Annotated in this window: 17 protein-coding genes; 13 read left to right on the top strand and 4 right to left on the bottom strand. The window is 49.9% G+C overall.

Annotated features, from left to right (window positions below; genetic code table 11):
- The first annotated feature begins 43 nt into the window (after positions 1 to 43).
- The gene (locus ACFE7X_RS17165; RefSeq protein WP_375436915.1) at positions 44 to 1,288 is read left to right on the top strand and encodes a WcaI family glycosyltransferase; all 1,245 of its coding nucleotides are present in this window, start codon (positions 44 to 46) and stop codon (positions 1,286 to 1,288) included.
- A gap of 137 nt (positions 1,289 to 1,425) precedes the next feature.
- A complete protein-coding gene (locus ACFE7X_RS17170; protein ID WP_375436916.1) occupies positions 1,426 to 2,178 on the top strand; it encodes a class I SAM-dependent methyltransferase in 753 nt (250 codons plus the stop codon).
- A gap of 30 nt (positions 2,179 to 2,208) precedes the next feature.
- On the opposite strand, the gene ACFE7X_RS17175 is transcribed toward ACFE7X_RS17170, so the two are convergent.
- Both ACFE7X_RS17175 and ACFE7X_RS17180 read right to left on the bottom strand, forming a co-directional pair.
- Entirely contained in the window at positions 2,209 to 3,939 is a 1,731-nt protein-coding gene (locus ACFE7X_RS17175) for a hypothetical protein (RefSeq protein WP_375436917.1), read from the bottom strand.
- Between the two features lie 88 nt (positions 3,940 to 4,027).
- Positions 4,028 to 5,074, bottom strand: coding sequence for a glycosyltransferase family 2 protein (locus tag ACFE7X_RS17180; RefSeq protein WP_375436918.1), 1,047 nt, complete (start codon positions 5,072 to 5,074; stop codon positions 4,028 to 4,030).
- Positions 5,075 to 6,060: 986 nt separating this feature from the next.
- Between ACFE7X_RS17180 and ACFE7X_RS17185 the strand changes: the two genes are divergently transcribed.
- From ACFE7X_RS17185 to crcB, 5 genes are all read left to right on the top strand, one after another.
- Complete coding sequence (locus ACFE7X_RS17185) at positions 6,061 to 7,152, top strand: glycosyltransferase family 4 protein (protein ID WP_375436919.1); 1,092 nt, start codon at positions 6,061 to 6,063, stop codon at positions 7,150 to 7,152.
- A gap of 183 nt (positions 7,153 to 7,335) precedes the next feature.
- A complete protein-coding gene (gene hemB, locus ACFE7X_RS17190; RefSeq protein ID WP_375436920.1) occupies positions 7,336 to 8,328 on the top strand; it encodes a porphobilinogen synthase in 993 nt (330 codons plus the stop codon).
- Between the two features lie 364 nt (positions 8,329 to 8,692).
- Positions 8,693 to 9,196: a GNAT family N-acetyltransferase gene (locus ACFE7X_RS17195; protein ID WP_375436921.1), complete on the top strand. Its 504-nt coding sequence runs from the start codon at positions 8,693 to 8,695 to the stop codon at positions 9,194 to 9,196.
- A gap of 55 nt (positions 9,197 to 9,251) precedes the next feature.
- A complete protein-coding gene (locus ACFE7X_RS17200; RefSeq protein WP_375436922.1) occupies positions 9,252 to 9,665 on the top strand; it encodes an EamA family transporter in 414 nt (137 codons plus the stop codon).
- Between the two features lie 97 nt (positions 9,666 to 9,762).
- Positions 9,763 to 10,140 (top strand): fluoride efflux transporter CrcB, encoded by a 378-nt coding sequence (gene crcB, locus ACFE7X_RS17205; RefSeq protein WP_375436923.1) that lies wholly within the window; start codon positions 9,763 to 9,765, stop codon positions 10,138 to 10,140.
- Between the two features lie 201 nt (positions 10,141 to 10,341).
- Here the strand turns inward: crcB and ACFE7X_RS17210 are convergent, their stop codons facing one another.
- Positions 10,342 to 11,784 carry an APC family permease gene (locus tag ACFE7X_RS17210; RefSeq protein WP_375436924.1) on the bottom strand — a complete coding sequence of 481 codons (1,443 nt, stop codon included), beginning with the start codon at positions 11,782 to 11,784 and terminating at the stop codon, positions 10,342 to 10,344.
- A 209-nt stretch (positions 11,785 to 11,993) separates the two neighbouring features.
- Here ACFE7X_RS17210 and ACFE7X_RS17215 point away from each other — a divergent pair, with 209 nt between their 5' ends.
- The 3 genes from ACFE7X_RS17215 to ACFE7X_RS17225 all read left to right on the top strand — a co-directional run bounded on the left by ACFE7X_RS17215 (position 11,994) and on the right by ACFE7X_RS17225 (position 15,253).
- Positions 11,994 to 12,974, top strand: coding sequence for a cation diffusion facilitator family transporter (locus ACFE7X_RS17215; protein WP_375436925.1), 981 nt, complete (start codon positions 11,994 to 11,996; stop codon positions 12,972 to 12,974).
- Between the two features lie 207 nt (positions 12,975 to 13,181).
- Positions 13,182 to 14,387 (top strand): amine oxidase, encoded by a 1,206-nt coding sequence (locus ACFE7X_RS17220; protein ID WP_375436926.1) that lies wholly within the window; start codon positions 13,182 to 13,184, stop codon positions 14,385 to 14,387.
- Between the two features lie 128 nt (positions 14,388 to 14,515).
- Positions 14,516 to 15,253 (top strand): phospholipase D-like domain-containing protein, encoded by a 738-nt coding sequence (locus ACFE7X_RS17225; RefSeq protein WP_375436927.1) that lies wholly within the window; start codon positions 14,516 to 14,518, stop codon positions 15,251 to 15,253.
- Positions 15,254 to 15,562: 309 nt separating this feature from the next.
- Here the strand turns inward: ACFE7X_RS17225 and ACFE7X_RS17230 are convergent, their stop codons facing one another.
- Positions 15,563 to 17,179, bottom strand: a complete 1,617-nt coding sequence (locus ACFE7X_RS17230) for a PA14 domain-containing protein (protein WP_375436928.1) — start codon at positions 17,177 to 17,179, stop codon at positions 15,563 to 15,565.
- Between the two features lie 716 nt (positions 17,180 to 17,895).
- Between ACFE7X_RS17230 and ACFE7X_RS17235 the strand changes: the two genes are divergently transcribed.
- The 3 genes from ACFE7X_RS17235 to ACFE7X_RS17245 all read left to right on the top strand — a co-directional run.
- The gene (locus tag ACFE7X_RS17235; RefSeq protein WP_375436931.1) at positions 17,896 to 18,264 is read left to right on the top strand and encodes a DMT family protein; all 369 of its coding nucleotides are present in this window, start codon (positions 17,896 to 17,898) and stop codon (positions 18,262 to 18,264) included.
- A gap of 83 nt (positions 18,265 to 18,347) precedes the next feature.
- On the top strand, positions 18,348 to 18,662 hold the full coding sequence (locus ACFE7X_RS17240; RefSeq protein ID WP_375436929.1) for a CD225/dispanin family protein: 315 nt from the start codon (positions 18,348 to 18,350) through the stop codon (positions 18,660 to 18,662).
- Between the two features lie 117 nt (positions 18,663 to 18,779).
- Positions 18,780 to 18,856 (top strand): DUF2752 domain-containing protein (locus ACFE7X_RS17245; RefSeq protein ID WP_375436932.1); only part of this gene is annotated, 77 nt, incomplete at its 3' end.

Consider the following 18,856-nt stretch of genomic DNA (forward strand, 5'->3'; position numbering starts at 1 on the left):
ACTTGAGAAGTATACGTTTAGCTCGGACCATTTGCCTCGCAGCATGAAGAAAAGGATATTGCTTATTGGATATAACTTTTCTCCTGAGCCCACAGGTATCGGTAAATACAGTGGAGAAATGATGGCTTGGTTGGCTAAAAACAACTACCAATGTGATGTAATTACTGCCTACCCTTACTATCCTCAATGGAAGGTAGATGCTTCTTATTATAATAGTAGATATAGCTTCAAGACGGAAACTATGACTCTTTCTTCCGGAGGAACATTACAAGTTCACAGGTGTCCGATGTATGTGCCTTCCGTTCCTTCCGGCTTGAAGCGGATGCTACTGGATATGTCTTTTTCTTTGACTGCTTCGCTAAAGCTTATTCAACTACTTATCACCAATAAATTTGATACAGTTATTACTGTTGCTCCTTCCTTCCAATTTGGATTATTAGGAGTAGCATGTAAAAAGATTTCGAAAGCTAAATTCACTTATCATATCCAAGACTTGCAGATTGAAGCTGCAAGAGATTTAAATATGATTCGATCTAAAGGTGTAATCAATATTTTATTTAAAGTAGAGAAATTTATCTTCAATCAAGCCGATCATATTAGCAGTATTTCGGAGGATATGATAAAGAAGATACAATCCAAAGCGCAAAAGGAGGTCTTATTATTCCCGAATTGGACTGATAATGCTCTTTTTTTTCCTATTGATAATAAGATCGGCTTAAAGGAACAGTTTGGCTTTAATGCAAACGATACAATCGTTCTGTATTCGGGTGCAATTGGTGAGAAGCAAGGTTTAGAATATATTCTACATGCTGCTAAGAGTTTTGAAGGCAGACAATCTGTAAAATTCGTAATCTGTGGCTCAGGACCCTACAAAGAGAAGCTGCAATATATGGCGGACAATTTACAGTTGCAGAATGTTGTATTCCTGCCTTTGCAACCATTCGAAAAGTTCAACCGATTTTTGAATATGGCTGACATCCATCTAGTCATTCAGAAAGGAACAGCTGGGGACTTAGTAATGCCATCTAAACTGACTACCATATTAGCTGTAGGTGGTTTGGCTGTGGTAACTGCAAACGAAGGATCGGGCTTATATTCACTCCTAAACAAATATCAGATGGGCTTACTAGTAGAAGCTGAAAACCAGCAAGCCTTAAATGAAGGGCTGTACAAAGCCATTGATGAGGATAATCAACGGCTCACTAAAAACGCCCGTACTTATGCCGAAAATTATCTCTCGATAGAAAAGGTTATGCGAAACTTTGAGAGCATTGTGATAAACTCTTAATAGCGTAACTCTGTACTATGCTTATCTTAGCTTAAATATTAAACTTTACAAGGGCGAGGAGTTCGCCCTTGTAAAGTTTAATATTTTCGCGCTAGTATTATTATTAGTATCTAGCAACCTAATTTTTACTTGTAATCATGAATCCAAAAGCTACTCTCCCTGCTGACTTTGTTGTAGCACGGGGCCAAACGCAGAAGGATGTTAATTATACTATTTTAGCCGATCTTGCAAATAGGTTTCCTAAAGATGGTGCTATTCAGGCGCTCGATCTTCCATGTGGCAACCTGGAGTTTTTAACTTACTTGCGGAAATTATTTCCAGCAGCAGATTTGTGGGGAGCTGACCTCTTTCCTCCATCAAAAAAGAGCCAAGACATCTCTTTTGTTGAAATGGACTTGACAAAGAATTTCACTTTACCCAATCAGTTGCAATTCGACCTCATTACTTCCATTAGCGGCGTAATGATGTTCAGTAATACTTTATCCTTTATCAGTAATTGCGCATCTCGCCTGAAACCAGGTGGAACTTTTATTGTCACAAATGATAATTCAGCTACTATTATTGATCGGATAGCTTATTTGTTTTTTGGCAGGTATCGAATGTTTAGACCAATCTATGATGACACAGAGGAATTAACTGAGAATGTACCTGTTCAAGAGCTTTGCCGACTTCTGCGTAAAAATGGCGTAGCAATTGAGAAAATAGAATACACTTCTTCTTATACAAAAGACCTAGTGTATTTGCCAGTTGCCTTGTTGGTGTATCCAATACAATTGCTTTATCTGGCACGCTTAAAAACAAGCCTACCGAAGGAGTTAAAGCAACAGATGTATCCTTTCAAGCATTTCTTCTGCAAGCATTACATTATTACGGGTCGAAGAATAAGCTAACCTAGGCGCCTCACTGTTGCGGTTACTATATTAATGGGCTGAGCTGGCAATTTCCACTTCTGGTGCTGGCTGATCAGACTTAGTGATTTGTGGTTTCTTTTTGAACTGAATAAAACCTGATAACCAGATCCACAGAGCCAGTAAAGTAGCGAAAGGAATAAAGCGCCGACGCTTAAAATCAATTATAGTATGCGCCGCATCAACCGCGGTTATAGTATGTAGGCCATCAGGATAAGCGAGATGCGGCGAAGTTAAAACGGACGCTTCCCGTTCGGCATACTCGGTTGTGGTAAGTGTAAGTACCTCATTGATGGTGATGCCGTACCCATAGTCTTTGGCGCAGTCCTGAGCAGGACGGTAAAGCTTACTGCCCTCCTTGAAAAATGGACCGGCTGGACGTGCACTACGAATATCGGTCTTGACTGGGTTTTGAGGGTGCTCGTGCCAGGGACCGTCTAGGCTCTCGGCGTAGGAAATGTACAGGTTCAGCATGGGGTCCCGATCCATGCGGGTGTAGAAGAGCCAGTAACGACCATCGTACTCCAGCAAGGTGGAGTCAACGGCTGGCGCTTCAAGCAGGAGCTGACCCGTAGTATGGTTTGTAACAGGCTCTCGCAAATCATACATGCGGATGCAATTGGTAACCCAAGCTTCTGGAATACAGTAGGGACCAAAAAGAAATGGATATGATAAGTGAAAGGGAAAGTCTAAAACCAACTCAGGAACGCTGCCCTGCTGCCACGGATAGTTGAGTCGTGAGATGTTGCCGCGTCGCACCCGATAATCGTATGCTTCAAAGTATATTACAGTGCCTGACTGTTCTTGCCGAGCGAAACAGTCGGCATAGAACACGTTTCGGCTCGGAAGCACAGGAGCATCTATCTTGGCTCCACTCAGGGTTTCGGGGTGCAGGAAGTCTTGTATGGGCCGGTCTACAACTCCCATATTCCATTGATCGGCCTGCAGATATACGTTGTATAGATGTTGAATCTTCTGCTTTGCTAAGTGAGCTAGAAAGCGCAGCGCAGCTGTGTTAGTAGGTAGTTGAAAGTCGGTGGCACCAATCAGCGGCTGGGGTGCTGTGTTCGTTGACTTGCTGCCGGTAAGCAACTGGCGGCAGATGTCGGCAGGCCAGTTGGCACATTCCGTGTAAATGGTAGTAGCGCTCTGCGACAGGCTATGCAACAGCGTACGAAAGAATCCCTGCTTCAATATCGTAGTTTCTCCTGAACCTGCAAGTTGACACAGAGCCGCAGGAGTTACGATCTTATGAGTGGATGTCTCCCAAAAAGTAATCGGCAAATCCGGCCTGTTGTCTTGTGCTCCAAGCTGAAAGTACCAGACACCCCAACGAGCCAGTTTGGCAACCAAACTATTAATAGGTTTGTCGGTGAAGCTTAAAATAAAGTCGAGTTGATACTTACTTATAGCAGCAATAGTTGCTTTATCCAACTGCCTTCCAACAGCTTGTTGCTGAGGAGTGCAAGCAATTGTTGGCACGTTAAGAAGAAATTCACTAGCGGCAGTGGTTTGCTTGAGCGCCAAAGGCCGGTAGAACCACTTTATGTAACGGCGCCACAGCAAGCTACCGGCTTGTGCGGGTCGCACCACCTGTTCATTTATTGAATCGATTTCAATCAATACTTCCAATGAAGTATTAGCAAGCAGCGAGATAGCACGAAGCGCTTGCCTCTCCCATGTTCTTAGATAGGCGCCCTGATAAAGTACCCCGATTCGAATTATTCGAGCATTATTTGTCATTAATCATAGCGGCAGTTACAAGCAAACAGATACAGCCTATGCTGCATTGCTGCTCTAACTACTCGTGAAGCGCGAGGATATTGAATTTCTAAATTGGATTAGGAATATCACTTTGCCTCAAACCCCGCCGGTACTTTTTAAATGTTGTTTTCAGCCCTGTCATAAAATCACTATAACTGCTCAAAATAGATCCAAATCCATTCATATGAGCCCAAGCAAACATTTGGGCTCTTTTAGAAGAAGATAATTGATTTAGAGCCTCAGCTAACTCTGATTTTTCTTGTGCTGTATAAACGTCGGAGCCTAAGCAATCTGATAATACTCCCGCAAAGTTTGCCCTTTCCTTGTATAGTTGGGATATGTTCCAGCCACGTTTTTTATACGCGGGCTCTAGGACCTCCTCAAATACTTTACGTACACCGTCTATCTCCAGCATTTTACGCCGTTGGCGCACTTTGCCAGCATCAGACCACACCCGGTAGCAAGCAAGAATCTCGTCAAGGTAGATATTGCCGAACCCAGCAGCAGCTAGTGCCGCAGAAAGATGAAAGTCTTCAGCGGAGTTTGGACGCCCTGTATTGTAGTTGACTGCTTCCAGAGCAGTTCTTCTGAACATAATGATGTTCGCGGCCACTCTGTACCCCTTTTTAGAGGCCAGCAAAGCGTCTTCACTTTTTTGGAATCCAGACTGGCGGATAAGCAACCGTTGTCGGAGGAAATTGCCGTGTTGGTCAATTTCTTGAACTGCGGCATGGGCATAAGCCCCGTCCGGATAATTCACCAACAAGCCAGAAAGCTTCTCGATATAAGAGGGTGCCAATATATCGTCAGAGTCAAGCCGAACTATAAATTCACCGGTTGCTGTCCGTAAGCATTGATCTGTATTCTTAGAAATACCTACGTTTTTTGGTTGGCGAATAATTTTGAGTACAGGAATTTCTTTCGCTAATTCCTGCAAAACTTCTGCTGTGTTGTCGGTACTGCAATCATCTAGAATAACGATTTCGCTTGGCACAACTGTTTGGTTGAACGCACTACGTACTGCAAGCGCTAAATACTGCGACTGATTGTAAGTGGGAATGCAGACTGAAACCTTCATTAGCGTATTGATTATAAACTCACTTTTGATTTTCAAAAAAAGTGGGTTTAGAAACGTTCGTTGATACTTGGCTCTCAATATAGCACAAGGTGATGAGCGATATCTGATGCCTTATCGAAAAAGGAATGTGGTTACAGTGAAACAATGTCCTTAATCTGATTTAGAGGGCTATAAATCTCCTGGATTACTAGGAGAAGGTAAAGCTACAATGCAGTGTAAGTTGCACCATTTACTTCTAACTGCCGCCCGAAAGATAAGAAACGCCATTCTAGTACGGTAATTCTCCAAGTTTTAATTGGCACAAGCCTGTTTTGTTTAAAATATCGCAGGTTTTCTTTGCTTCTATATTACGCCGCCAACTGCCATTAAAAGAAAAGTAAGACGCTAGGAGCATGGCGAAATGTAGTAGCCAACGGCTTTTGCCATGTAAGTTTGGTTGCTGCCATACTCTTGCTACTAGGCAACCGCTATCATGACGCAGTAACCAGCCTTCTTGTTCTTCGGCACAATATTGGCAGCTGTAGGCTCATTATACAGGCTCGCTTTTTAATTACGAAAGTTACTATCGTCATATCCAACGCACTATCTACCTGAACTAATGTATAATGTACTTACCGCTCATTGAAATGATGGAGAAGGACGGTTTTTGGCTGATAATGGTCAAAGTCGGCGATACATGCCTTCTCCTTGTATAGGTAGGTTGTCGCTTACGCATAGCGCGTCAAGCTGTCAAGTCCGAACAGCTACCATAACCGTAAATCAGAAATCTTGCTGGTGGTTGTACTACCGAGCACGACTACCGCTTCGCGTCATTGTTTATTGATCAGCATGTGCTAGTTAGCAACATTCTGATTGAAGGTTTTTTACAGCCGGCATATCTAATTTTTGCACTTTTATAATAACTTTGCACTCTATCTTTAAGGCGTAAATACTATCCTGTAATCCGGCATCTGCTGTACTTATATTATGGCACATCGATCAAAAATTGCAACCATTTTATCAAATCTCTTTAGATTCGCTTTATGTCGCTCAGAATATTATTGCTCTCTCACAAATTCCACCCAGATATTGGGGGTATAGAGGTTAATTCAGAAATTTATGCTAGTGCTTTTGCGGGCGCAGGACATGAAGTCCGTATTCTAACTTGGTCTAGTACGGTCACTGCTGAAGACAGCAAATTCCCGTTCAAAATAATTCGCAACCCAAGTACCTCAACTCTTTTTCAGCAGCACGAGTGGGCAGATATTGTTTTCGAAAACAACCCATGTGTTCGACTGGCATGGCCAGCTGTTTTATTTGGCCGACCTTCTGTCATTGCGTTGAACACAGCGATTGAGTGGGAAAGCAGTGCAAGCTGGCTGAAGCGAAAGTGGCTGAGGAGAGCTGATGCTGTAATCTCGGTAAGCGAGGCAGTACGCAAGCAAAACTGGCCAGCCTCTTCAGTTATTGGCAATCCGTATCGGGCGAAGGACTTTATGATGATTCCTGATGTGAACCGGACAAACAACTTTGTGTTTCTAGGGCGGCTAGTCTCCCAGAAAGGGGTTGCAATGGCCATCCAAGCCTTTCATCGGGTATTATCTATACTAAGCGAAAATAAGGATTACACTGAAAAACCTTCTTTAACCATTATTGGCGACGGTCCGGAGCGAGAGAATCTAGAGGCATTAGTAGCGTCTCTTGACATAAAAGCATACGTAAATTTTATTGGCTTTCTGGAAGGAAAAGCCTTGGCTAGAGAACTAAATCGTTATCGGTACCAACTAGTACCCTCCTTGTACGGGGAAGCTTTCGGCAACGTGGTGCTAGAGGGAATGGCTTGTGGGTGCTTACCTATTGTTTCAAACAGCGATGGCCTACCTGACGCTGCTGGCAAGGCTGGGCTAGTTTTTCAGCGCGGTAGTGTAGAGTCGCTGGCAAGCACTATTTTGGGTATTCTGCAAGATCCGAGTCTGGAACTGGAGCTTCGGCGGGCAGCACCTGCCCACTTGTCCGCGCATCAGCCTGAAGTGGTAGCGGCCCGCTATCTGCGCATTCTAGAAGTAGCGGCTGGCTATAGGCGGGTAAATACTCTTAGTGAAGTAACCGCTTCTGCTATGCCTGTCAGCCAGTAACCTTAGTGGTCCGCACCTTACACACAGTGTGGGTCCACTAAGGTTACTGACTGTTATCTTGAGTTCTGGTAGTAGCCACTGTTTATCGAGCAAAGCTTTAGGAAGGCTAACAAACGCTACTAGCTGACGCAACCTTACCTTTATCTCAGTTGTTTTATTTTGTCTTATCAACTGAACAAATGTATGCCTCAGCTCCCCACGCACCGTCCACGCCGCAACCGCAAATCAGCTGTTATCCGCGACATGGTGCAGGAAACTCGACTCACCACGCACGACTTCATCTATCCGGTCTTTCTTATTGAAGGAAATAACCAAACGCTTGAAGTTGGCTCGATGCCCGGTATTCACCGTTTCACGGCTGACCGGCTGATTGATGAAATCGGGCGCTGCGTAGATCTAGGAATCAACAGCTTTGCCCCATTTCCGAGTATCAACGATGCACTAAAAGATCGGCTGGCCAGGGAAAGCGCCAATCCGGAGGGTCTTTATCTGAAAACCGTAGCTGACATCAAGCGTCAGTTTCCGGATGTAGTAATTATGACCGACGTAGCCATGGACCCTTATAGTTCCGATGGCCATGACGGTGTAGTAGACGCTGAATCTGGCGAAATTTTGAACGATGCTTCTTTGGAAGTACTCGGACAAATGGCCTTAGCTCAGGCTCGGGCCGGGGCAGATATTATCGGTCCTTCTGACATGATGGATGGCCGCGTAGCTTGGATTCGGGACGTGCTCGACAGCAATGCTTTCAACCACGTTAGCATTATGAGTTACACGGCCAAATACGCCTCCGCTTTTTACGGTCCCTTCCGTGATGCCCTCGACTCGGCCCCTAAGAAGGGCGACAAGAAAACGTACCAAATGAATCCTGCTAACCGTCGCGAGGCACTGCGCGAGTTGGTCTTGGACGAGCAGGAGGGTGCCGACATGGTGATGGTAAAGCCCGCGCTAAGCTATCTTGACGTGATTATGGATGTAAAGAATCACACCAATCTGCCCGTAACAGCCTACAATGTGTCGGGTGAGTATGCCATGGTGAAAGCGGCCGCGCAGAACGGCTGGCTGGACGGTGAGAAAACGATGATGGAAGTTCTGACCAGCATCAAGCGGGCCGGAGCCGATGCTGTTCTTACTTACTTCGCCAAGGAAGCCGCTACCGTCTTGCGCCGGGGGTAACCAACGGCGTTTCAACACAAGTTTGTTGGGCAAATCCAGTGGTCAACCCCGCTGGATTTGCCCAACTTTGTTTCTCACCTATTCCCGCTTAGTTACTCGATTTATAATGTCAAGTATCCATCTTGGCTGGTAGGTTGTAGCAAGCAAGATTAGTTGTTTAGGTGGCAGCAACGCAAACACAAACAATAAAACCTGTTTGGCCTTTCCCACACGCGTGTAGACTCCTACCTGAACATAGGCAAGTTGCTGCAACCTATGCTTTTGCATTACGAAGTAGTACCAGTAACGGACGGAGATTATGCCCTGCTCTGGCTGCACCGCACTACTGCTTCTGTTTAGTTATACACTTTCTTATTTCTCGCTTATGCTAGTGCGTCGTGCCACTACTACTGACTTGCCTGCTATTCTAGCACTAGTGCGACGCGTAGTGCCACTGATGAATGAGGCCGGAAATTTTCAGTGGTCGACTGATTACCCAAACGAAAACGTTTTTCAAAACGACGTGCTCAAACAACAGCTCTGGGTAGCGGAATGGGAAAAACAAGTGGCTGGCGTGGGGGCACTTACGCATGACCAAGACGAGGAATACAGCCAAGCCGATTGGGACGTTGCTGAGCCAGCCCTCGTGACACACCGCCTGGCCGTAGATCCTTCAGCGCAAGGCCGCGGAGTAGCAGCAGCACTGTTGCGGCAAGCCGAACTACTTGCTACCGAGCAAGGTCTAAGGGTATTGCGCGTCGATACCAATTCTGAGAATGTGGCTACCCAGCGGCTTTTTCCGAAGTTAGGCTACCGGTTTGCAGGCGAAATCACACTGGCTTTTCGGCCCGGACTACGTTTCTTCTGCTACGAGAAGCGGCTAAGCTAGCCTAAGCTGTGGTGTTTTGCCTAGCTTAAAGCACAAACGCCTAAACCCGCGCATCATGTGGTGGACTTATGCCTTACTGTCGGCAGTTTTCGCCGCTCTCACTGCTATTCTGGCTAAAATAGGCATCAAAGGGGTCAACTCTGACTTGGCTACGGCCATTCGCACCGTTGTGATTTTGGTAGTAGCTTGGGGCATTGTCTTCGCCCGCGACAATACCGCCGACTTCCACGCACTCACGCCGCGCAACTGGCTGTTTCTTGTGCTATCGGGCATGGCAACGGGTTTGTCATGGATATTTTACTTTAAGGCGTTACAGCTAGGTAAAGTATCGCAAGTGGCACCCGTCGACAAGTTGAGCGTTGCTATTGCCATTATGTTGTCGGTGCTGTTTCTGGGTGAGACGCTTACTTTGAAAGCGGCTATGGGGGCAGCGCTTATCATTGGTGGTACGCTGGTGCTGATTCTGTGAGTACTTTTCAGACAGTTGGCATCAGGAATTAGCGGCTGAGCTTGCCATAGTTGTGCCGGTCATCAACCGAAAATCTCGTTGTAACTTATTACTACTCATGCTTCGACTTCTCGCTGTTATTGCCGTGGGCGGAGCCATTGGCAGTGTAAGCCGCTATCTGGCGCAAATAGCCGTAGCCCGGTATTTCGCCCACCCGTTTCCACTAGGCACGCTGCTGGTCAATGTGTTAGGCTGCCTGTTGATTGGCTTGTTTTACGCGCTAGCCGAGAAAGGCACATTGACCTCGTCGACGCTGCGACTGCTGCTTACCACTGGCTTCTGCGGCGGCTTCACTACATTTTCCACCTTCTCTTACGAGACGCTCACCTTACTTGAGGCCGAGAAGTATATTCTGGTGGCCTTTTATGTAGCTGGCAGTGTGCTGCTAGGCTTGCTGGCTACATTCGCCGGCGTGGCATTAGTGCGAGCTTTGTAGAAGGGTGTTACTTTTGCTTCTCCCTCAATCTTTGCGCACTCCTTCGCCTAGTGAGCCAGCGACTGTCTAACGCTCAGTTGAAGGCAACAACCTGCTAGCAGACTTCATTGAGTATGTGGTCAAATTGCTGAGAGGAACTGCTGGAGGAAGTGGTGGCCCCCGTAGCCCACTTGGCAGGCACCTATATGCTTACTGTTTTCCCTAAGCAACTTCCCGAAACGGCCACCTTCCGAGCCGGCGGCTCCAGAACAAGAACACAACAGTGCCCAGCGCCATCATCAGCAATGCGGCCATCTGAAACGGCAGAAAGATGCGCGTACTAGCGTCTTCGTACAGTAAAGCGCCATCCTTAATGCTCCCGAATACCCATAGCCACACGACCACAGCTACCACCACTGGCAGCGGATACAAAGGCATTTTGAAAGGGAGGCCCTGCGTGCCGCGGCGGCGTCGCAACAACACCAGCCCGATTGCTTGTCCCACGAACTGCACCAGAATCCGCATGGCCAAAATGGCACTAATCACTTCTCCTAATCGAAACAGCAAACTGAATACAAACCCCACGCCCCCTAAAATCAACAGAGACACGTGCGGAAACTGCTTAGTAGGGTGCGTCTTAGCGAAAATCGGCAGAAACTCGCCGTCGGCGGCGGCGGCGTACGGAATGCGCGAGTAGCCCAACAGCACTGCAAATAGAGAGGCAAACGCCACCCACAGCACGAGTGCCGTCGCAGCTTTAGCAGCAGTGGCCCCGTAGATCTTCTCCACGAAGGAACTCACGATAAACTGGGATTTGCTTGCTTCCTGCCACGGAATAACGGTTCCGACGCTCCAGTTGAGCAGCAGGTACAATGCCATGATGCCCAGAATGCTCAGGAAAATGCTGCGTGGAATTACTTGCTGCGGGTTTTTTATTTCGCCGCCTAAGTGGCACACATTGTAATAGCCTAAATAAGAGTAGATGGTTTTGACGGCAGCCTGTCCGAGCGCAGCCGAAAGCAGTATCCCCGTTAGTTGCCCGTCTTGCCAAGACAGCAGCGCGCTGGCCCCACCAGCAGGAAGCCAAGCTACCGGGTGCACTGAATGGGTAAGCCCGCCGAAAATCAACCAGCCCATCAAACCGAGTACGCCCACCCACAGCATGACCCCGAGCCGCCCGATGTCGTCGATGCGGCGGTAGAGCAGCGCAATCAGCAGCAGGACCACGCCTCCCGATACCAGTTTGGGCTGCCAAGTGTCGTTGAGCGGAACCAAATAGCTGAAGTACTGCGCGAAACCAATGGCCCCCGACGCTACCACCAGTGGGGCCTGCACCAACGTTTGCCACACGTAAAGAAAAGACATCAATCGGCCCCATTTCTGTTCGCCGTAGGCTAGTTTCAGAAACCGATAAGAACCTCCTGCTTCGGGGTAAGCGGCCCCTAACTCACTCCATATCAGGCCATCTACTAAAGCCAGCACCGCACCGGCTAGCCATCCTAGCAGGAAATTCGGGCCCATAAACCCCATCACCAATGGCAGCGTAACGAAGGGACCAATGCCCACCATGTCAATCATGTTGAGCGCCGTGGCCTGCATCAGCCCTAAGCGCCGACGCAGAGGAGCAGCAGAAACAGTTGAGTTGGTAGTAGCGGGTTCAGCCATAGAGGCGTAAAAGTCGGATTAAATTGAATTGTTCAACGCAGAAGTTTCACTGCTCGCTTCTATAAGAGCTTACGCGTCCCTGACCTACCTATTCGAATACTGTTCAGCTTAGCCTTCATGAAGTGGGCTCTCCGTCAACCTCGCTTTGCGTAGCTTCGTACCACAGGCAGCCTATTTGCTTTACTTAGGGCTGCTAAACTACGTCGTTCATGTCTGCTGGATCATCTAAAATTGCCATCTACGGAGCCATTGGGGCCAATGTCGCCATTGCTATTTCCAAGTTTGTGGCCGCTTTCTTCACGGGCAGTTCGGCTATGCTCTCGGAGGGCATTCACTCCCTGGTGGACAGCGGCAACGGAATTTTGATCCTGTATGGCGTGAAACAGGCTGAAAAGCCAGCCGATACCCGCCACCCCTTTGGACGTAGCAAGGAGTTGTATTTCTGGTCATTGATTGTGGCCATCCTGGTATTTTCAGTGGGTGGTGGCATGTCGTTCTACGAAGGCGTCGAGCACTTAAGCGACGAGTATTTGAATAGCTCTGGGCCGATGTCCGACCCGACCTGGAACTACGTGGTACTAGGCCTATCATTGGTATTTGAGAGTATTTCCTGCTTCCTCGCTTTCCGTGAGTTCAACAAAGGACGGGGCGACGCCGGCTTCTGGGAAACTTTGGGCCGCAGCAAAGACCCCTCGGTGTTTGCCATCCTGATGGAAGACTTGGCCGCTTTACTTGGTTTGCTCATTGCGCTAGCAGGCGTTTACCTCGGGCATCTGCTTAATAACCGTGCCTTCGATGGGGGCGCTTCTATCTGCATCGGTATTTTGCTGGTGTCCGTTGCTATTTTCTTGATTTACAAGACCAAAGGCTTGCTGATAGGCGAAGGCGTGGATGATGAGACACTGGACGGCCTTGAAGCCCTGGCTCGACAAGATCACGCCGTCGAAGCTATCCGCCGGCCCCTTACCATGTATATGGGACCGCACGATGTTGTGTTGGCGCTCGATGTGGATTTTCAGGATCATATTTCGGCCAATGAAGTGGAGCAGGCCGTTCGGCGGCTACAAGACACCATACGGGCGAGGTATCCGGATTTCAAGCGCATTTTTATCGAAGCCAAGTCCATTGCCGGTAAACAACGTGCTCCACTACCCTCCGACTCGTCAGCGGCCGTGTCGCCGCAGATATAGTATCGCGAGCCGGTGAGAAGACACCCGTAACCACGGCAAGCACAACCAACGGCTGGGCCCAATGAATTGATTGACGTTCCTGCTTGAAAACCAATTGTGCTAGCTGTAGCTATAAGTGCCCCGTACTTACTTTCACCTCAACAACTCAACTTCGGCTTTTGCGGTAAAAGCTAGTGCTGAAGCACGTTCTCTTCCAACCCTGCACCTATGCCCCTTGCTCTTACTAGCAACAACCCCTTCCAATCGTTCTGGATGGCTGGCTACGAATGCACCGACCAGCTCAACTGCTTCGGTTACCGCGTAGATTTTTTGCATCTGACCGGCCATCTAGAACTGCTCGACCAGGATTATCGGGACCTGCAACAGTACAATCTAGGCACGGTGCGGGAAGGAATCCGGTGGAGCCAAATCGAAAAAACGCCCTACCAGTACGATTGGAGCACGGTGCGTACTATGCTGGAAGTAGGCCGCCGCCGCGGTATTCAGCAACTCTGGGACATCTGTCACTTCGGCTACCCCGATGATCTGACGCCACTACACCCACTTTTTGCGCGACGCTTTTCAGCTTTGTGTCGGGCTTTTGTGCAGTTCTATCGGTCGGAGCAGCCCGAGGGTGAGCTGATTGTGACGCCCATCAACGAGGTGAGCTTTATGAGCTGGCTGGGTGGTGATGTCCGAGGTACCGCGCCTTACTGTGTAGGTCAGGGTTGGGAAGTGAAGTACGGGCTGATGCGGGCTTATATCGAGGGTGTAGCAGCCATGCGCGAAGTTGATCCTGGAGTTCGTATCCTCACCACGGAGCCGCTCATCAACATTATACCAAGGGCAGGAGCCAACCGGGAAGAACGGGTTCGTGCGGCCCATTTCCACGACCATCAGTTTCAGTCGGTGGATATCTTAGCGGGCCGCATTTGCCCCGAGCTTGGGGGCCGACCGGAATACGTAGACATTCTGGGCTTTAACTTCTACTACGATAATCAATGGGAGCTTGACCCACACTCCCGCATTCCGTGGGGCGAGTATCCTGCCGACCGCCGCTGGCGCCCCTTGCGTCATCTGTTGGCTGCTGCTCATAAGCGCTACAACCGCCCCGTGGTATTAACCGAAACCAGCCATCCTGGCGTGGACCGACCCAAGTGGATGCGCATGATTGGGCGGGAATGCGCCGCTGCACTACGCTCAGGCGTGCCGCTGTGGGGCGTGTGCCTCTATCCTATTCTCGACCGCCCCGACTGGGACTTCTTGGACCGCGAGTGGCATCGTTCAGGCCTATGGGATGCTGTGCTTCGTCCGGATGGCCCCCCAGTGCGGGTGCTTCATGCGCCTTATGCTAAAGCCTTGCAAGAGGCACAAAGCCGCGTGACTCGTGCTTTCGCTAAACCAACCCCGGCCGCCGAGCTTAGTCTGCCGTAAGACGAAAACCACAGCAAGCACAGGGGCTGAATACTGAGTACAGTGCCAGCTACGCCTACTGTGCAAGCGCATACGCTATTTTCCGCAAAATAGAAAGCTGTGCTATTTCGGTTTAATGCCTCTTCCTTATGCCGCAGAACTTGCACGGGACAAGCCGCTTAGCGGCTGCTACAACTGATTTGTTGCAGCATTTCAAGCGCGCTTTTGCCGATTCTACCTTATCGGTGGAAGAAGCCCGGCAATTGCGGCAGCGCTTGGCCGAACACGGCCAGAATGGCACCGAATTGCACGAGCTGCGGCACAAGTTGTTTGCGTTGGCCCGTAGTCGGTTCAACAATTTACAAGACAAAGCGGTAGTGGAATGGTTGGAAGCCGCCAGCGCGTTGCTACTACCTCCGGCTACCCCTCCAGCCCGCCCTACACACGCCGAAGTGTACTTCAGCCCTGGAACTGAGTGCGTAGCGGCTATTCAGCGCTTTATCGGGCAGGCGGCGCATCAACTAGACATCTGTGTGTTTACCGTAGCCGACGACCGGTTAACTGACGCCTTAATCAGTGCTCATCACCGGGGTGTGCTCGTGCGCTTGCTCACCGACAATGACAAGCTGCTCGACCGTGGCTCTGATGTACGCCAACTTTTCTCGGCTGGTATTCCCGTGCGCATCGACCGTACTGAATACCACATGCACCATAAATTCGCCGTTGCAGACAAGCGCACTGTACTAACCGGTTCTTATAATTGGACCCGTTCGGCCGCCGAGCACAATCTTGAAAATCTGCTCATCACCGACGACCATGCTACAGTACAACCCTTCGTTCAGGAGTTCGAGCGGTTGTGGACACAGATGAGTGTGTTTGTCGGGTAGTGCAGAAAGCTTCTTCAGTTGGCTATGTGCACTTACTAAAACATTCACTGAATATTAGGCTTAGCACGCACGGAAGCAGTTTCGAGTCTCTAGACCCTATAATAGAACAAGGGCGCTGATGCAGTCAGCGCCCTTGTTGACGAAAAACAAGTTAGAATAACAGCCTAAGCAGTAATGCTTTAAAACCGAATTTTCTGCGTTGGTGCGTAGCACCGTAGCTGAAGTGCAGGCTGGCTATGGGGCCTTGGCTAGCACGCAAACTTAGCACTATCAGTCTCGCGCGCTTGTTGAGTAAGCTTGAAGCATACGCTATTCTGTAGGGGCAGTGACCGGAGCAGGTGCCTCGGCGGTGGGGCGCCGGATCTGTACGGGGTGTTTGGTGTTAACAGTGCCTACCGTTAAGTTCAGAAAGTAGTCGCCGGGGGGCAAGCTGCGGAAGTCGAGCGTTTGGTGCTGGGCGCCAGCATTTTGGCGGCGATAGTCGGAAACGCGCACGGCTACACCCCGCTGGTTATAGAGCACCCAACCAATAGGCTGCTCCATGTTAAGCTGATACGCCATCTGCATCACCCCATTGCTGGGATTAGGGTATACGCTCAGCTGGTTGGCTCCCACTCCTGGCGTGTTACTTTTTCCGGCAGTGGGCGTCGGCGTTACTGGCGCAACAGCCTCCAGCTTCCACTGCTGCGTGGGCCGGTTGCCGTAGCGGCGCTGTTGTAGTCCTCCTTCCTCGGGCGTATTGGCGGTAATAACTTTACCGCTGTGCTTGGCACTGATTTTATAGAAGCCTTCCTCTACGGGCTCCACCGACCAGAGCTGGTTGTTGCCGCTATAGAAAGGCCACAAGCTCAGCGGCGTACCGTTGGAGGTTGCACTGCCCAGCACTTCCAGCACCTTACGCCCACCTTGCACCGCAATGCGGTAGTAGCCGTTGCCGGCGCTTTCTATGCTCCATTGCGGCAACCCATTGGTAGCCAGCGCCGCCGAAGGATTTACGGCAACGTTGGGCTGCGCCTGATCCGGCACTTCCAGCGCCTTACCGTCGGAGCGGGCTGTTAGCGTATAAACACCAGCTACGAACGCCGCAGCCGCAGGTTTTGAAGCTGGGGTGGGCTGTGCTTCCGAAGTTACTTCGGCTGCGGACGCAGTTGCCACTTTAGATTCTTTGGAGGCTTTCGCTACTTTCGCGGCGGCAGGCTCTTTGGCGGCTGGGACTTTGGCGGCGGTTGGCTGCTTTTCCTTGGCAGGAGCCTTGGCTACCGGAGCAGGCTTGAGCGCCTGCGCGGCTACCGGCGGGCTACCTGCCTCAAGTTGGTCGGGCCCGTTAGAAGAGCCCAGCGGATATAGATTGGCGGTAGGAATGGTTTGAGCCGCTTGTCCCGGCGGTACCCACTGCAACTGAATGCGGGCGTCGCCTTCTTCGTCGTAGTATTCTAGCTTGATACTGGTTTTCTCGCCGGCCGCCAAGTTGGCTGAAGCGCCCGCCATATCAGCTTTCTTGCCGTCCCACGTGTCAAGCACTTTCTTGCCGTTCACCCACAGCCGTACGCCTTCGGCCGTGACCACCGTGAATTTGTAGCGGCCGGTGGTAGGAGCTGCGAGTAGGCCTTCCCAACGCACCGAGAAATTATCGGTTGGCACTCCCGGTCCGGGCGAACCCGCACCCCACTGAAAATCAATGGCTGTATCGAGACGCTTAAGAGCAGGGGCACCGGCCAAGGTGCCATTGCTGAAGTATAAGGCTGTGAGTCCAGTTCCGGCACTCTGTGCAGGCTCGGCAGTTGAAATCCGACCTGCCAACGGTGCACTCTCCCTGGCGATATGGTTTGGTTGGCCAGTGCGGCCAGGAGCAGTGAAGGATGAGCCTGCCAGCGCCCCGCCAAGCACGCCAAGTCCGAGTATAGAACGAAACAGAATGTGTCGCACAGAATAAAATAATTAAATGAATAAACTGGGAAAGTCCAAGAAGTGACGCACCGCTCCGCACAAGAAAAGCGTTTGGTGTCACTTCCTATTCCCGACCAAACGAGCCCATTTTCAGAGGCCGCTACAATATAAAGCATTTCCAGCAGCATCTTTCTAGCCTATTCTATAGACCTGATTTGATTTAAAACTTTTAACAATAAAATACAATATCTAACAATTGTATCTGATCCTCTTAGCATTACTTTCTATAACTGGAACCTGTCGTCAAGTATAGGGCTGCTTGGTATTCGACACTCTATCCAAAGATTGGGAGAACATGCCCCCTATTGCTTAGCTAGCGCTACCAATCATTTAACAGCAACTTATGTCACACGCGCACCTGCCACGGGGCGACCGAGTGAAACCGCTAGTCCGTTGGAGTAGCCAACGGCTTGGCGATATAGAGCCGGTTCAGGTTAAACACGGCCATACCATCGTCCATTTCGTGGGCGCGCAGAAACCCGACGATTCCTTAGTTGCTCGGACCACAGCAGCATTTGGCCGCTCGCAAACAACACGCTAATGAGCGTCAGCGCGTTTATCACCAAAAGTAGAAACCGACCCTTTGGCATGGTAGCCAGTCCCTAGTGCAAGCACTGTAGCATCTGCATTAGCCAACAAGTACTGCCCTGCCGTAAGCTCGCATAAAAGTTTGCTAGCGCACCTTACACCGCATGATGAAGAGCCTCTATACTGTTCTGCTGCTTGTTGTCTCTAACTTGTTTATGACGTTTGCCTGGTACGGGCACTTGCAGTTCAAAAAGATAAGTTGGCTGCACGGGCTAGGGTTAGTAGGCATTATTTTGATTAGCTGGGGATTGGCGTTCTTCGAATACGTGTTTCAGGTACCTGCCAATCGGCTAGGGTTCAAGGAGAATGGGGGGCCCTTCACTCTGTTTCAGCTCAAGGTGATTCAAGAAGTGGTTTCCCTTACCGTCTTCACGCTATGCGCCGTGTACGTGTTCAAAACCGACAAGCCAACCTGGAATCACTTGATAGGCTTTGCGTTATTGGTGGCTGCGGTGTATTTCATCTTCAAAAAATAGCGGTGGTTGTTCCGGCACCTGGGATTGAAGCAGGAAATTGCTATTTTTCACTGGTTAGTTCATCCTAGTCTCTACTCGGCCGCATGGAACAATCGTACACTTCGCCCGCAGGCATGCCGCCAGCGGGGGGCATCCCGCCCAAGAATTGGTTGGTGGAATCTATTCTTGTTACCATCTTCTGCTGCCTGCCGTTCGGTATTGTCGCCATTGTTAATGCCGCTAATGTTAATTCCCGTTTGTCGGTCGGGGACTATGCGGGGGCGCAGGAAGCGTCGCGCAATGCGGGCAAATGGGTGAAATACGGGCTGATTGGAGCCGTACTGCAAGTGGTTATTCCTTTGGGGTTGGTAGCACTGCTGGGTGCTGGCGGAGCTGTCTTGCGTGCTTTAGGCTTCTAAGTGCTTTCGCGGCGTCAAGGAAGCGGTTTGTTGGCTTCAGGTTTATTGGCCGGGCTGGCACTGGCGGCCCTTTACTTTCGCCTCGACCCGGCGCGTTACCCCTTTCCGCGCTGTCTGGTGTACTGGCTGACGGGATTCTATTGCCCAGGCTGCGGCATCCAACGGGCAGTTCATGCGCTCTTGCACGGCCACAT

This window comes from uncultured Hymenobacter sp. (assembly GCF_964242765.1).
Taxonomy (GTDB): Bacteria; Bacteroidota; Bacteroidia; order Cytophagales; family Hymenobacteraceae; genus Hymenobacter.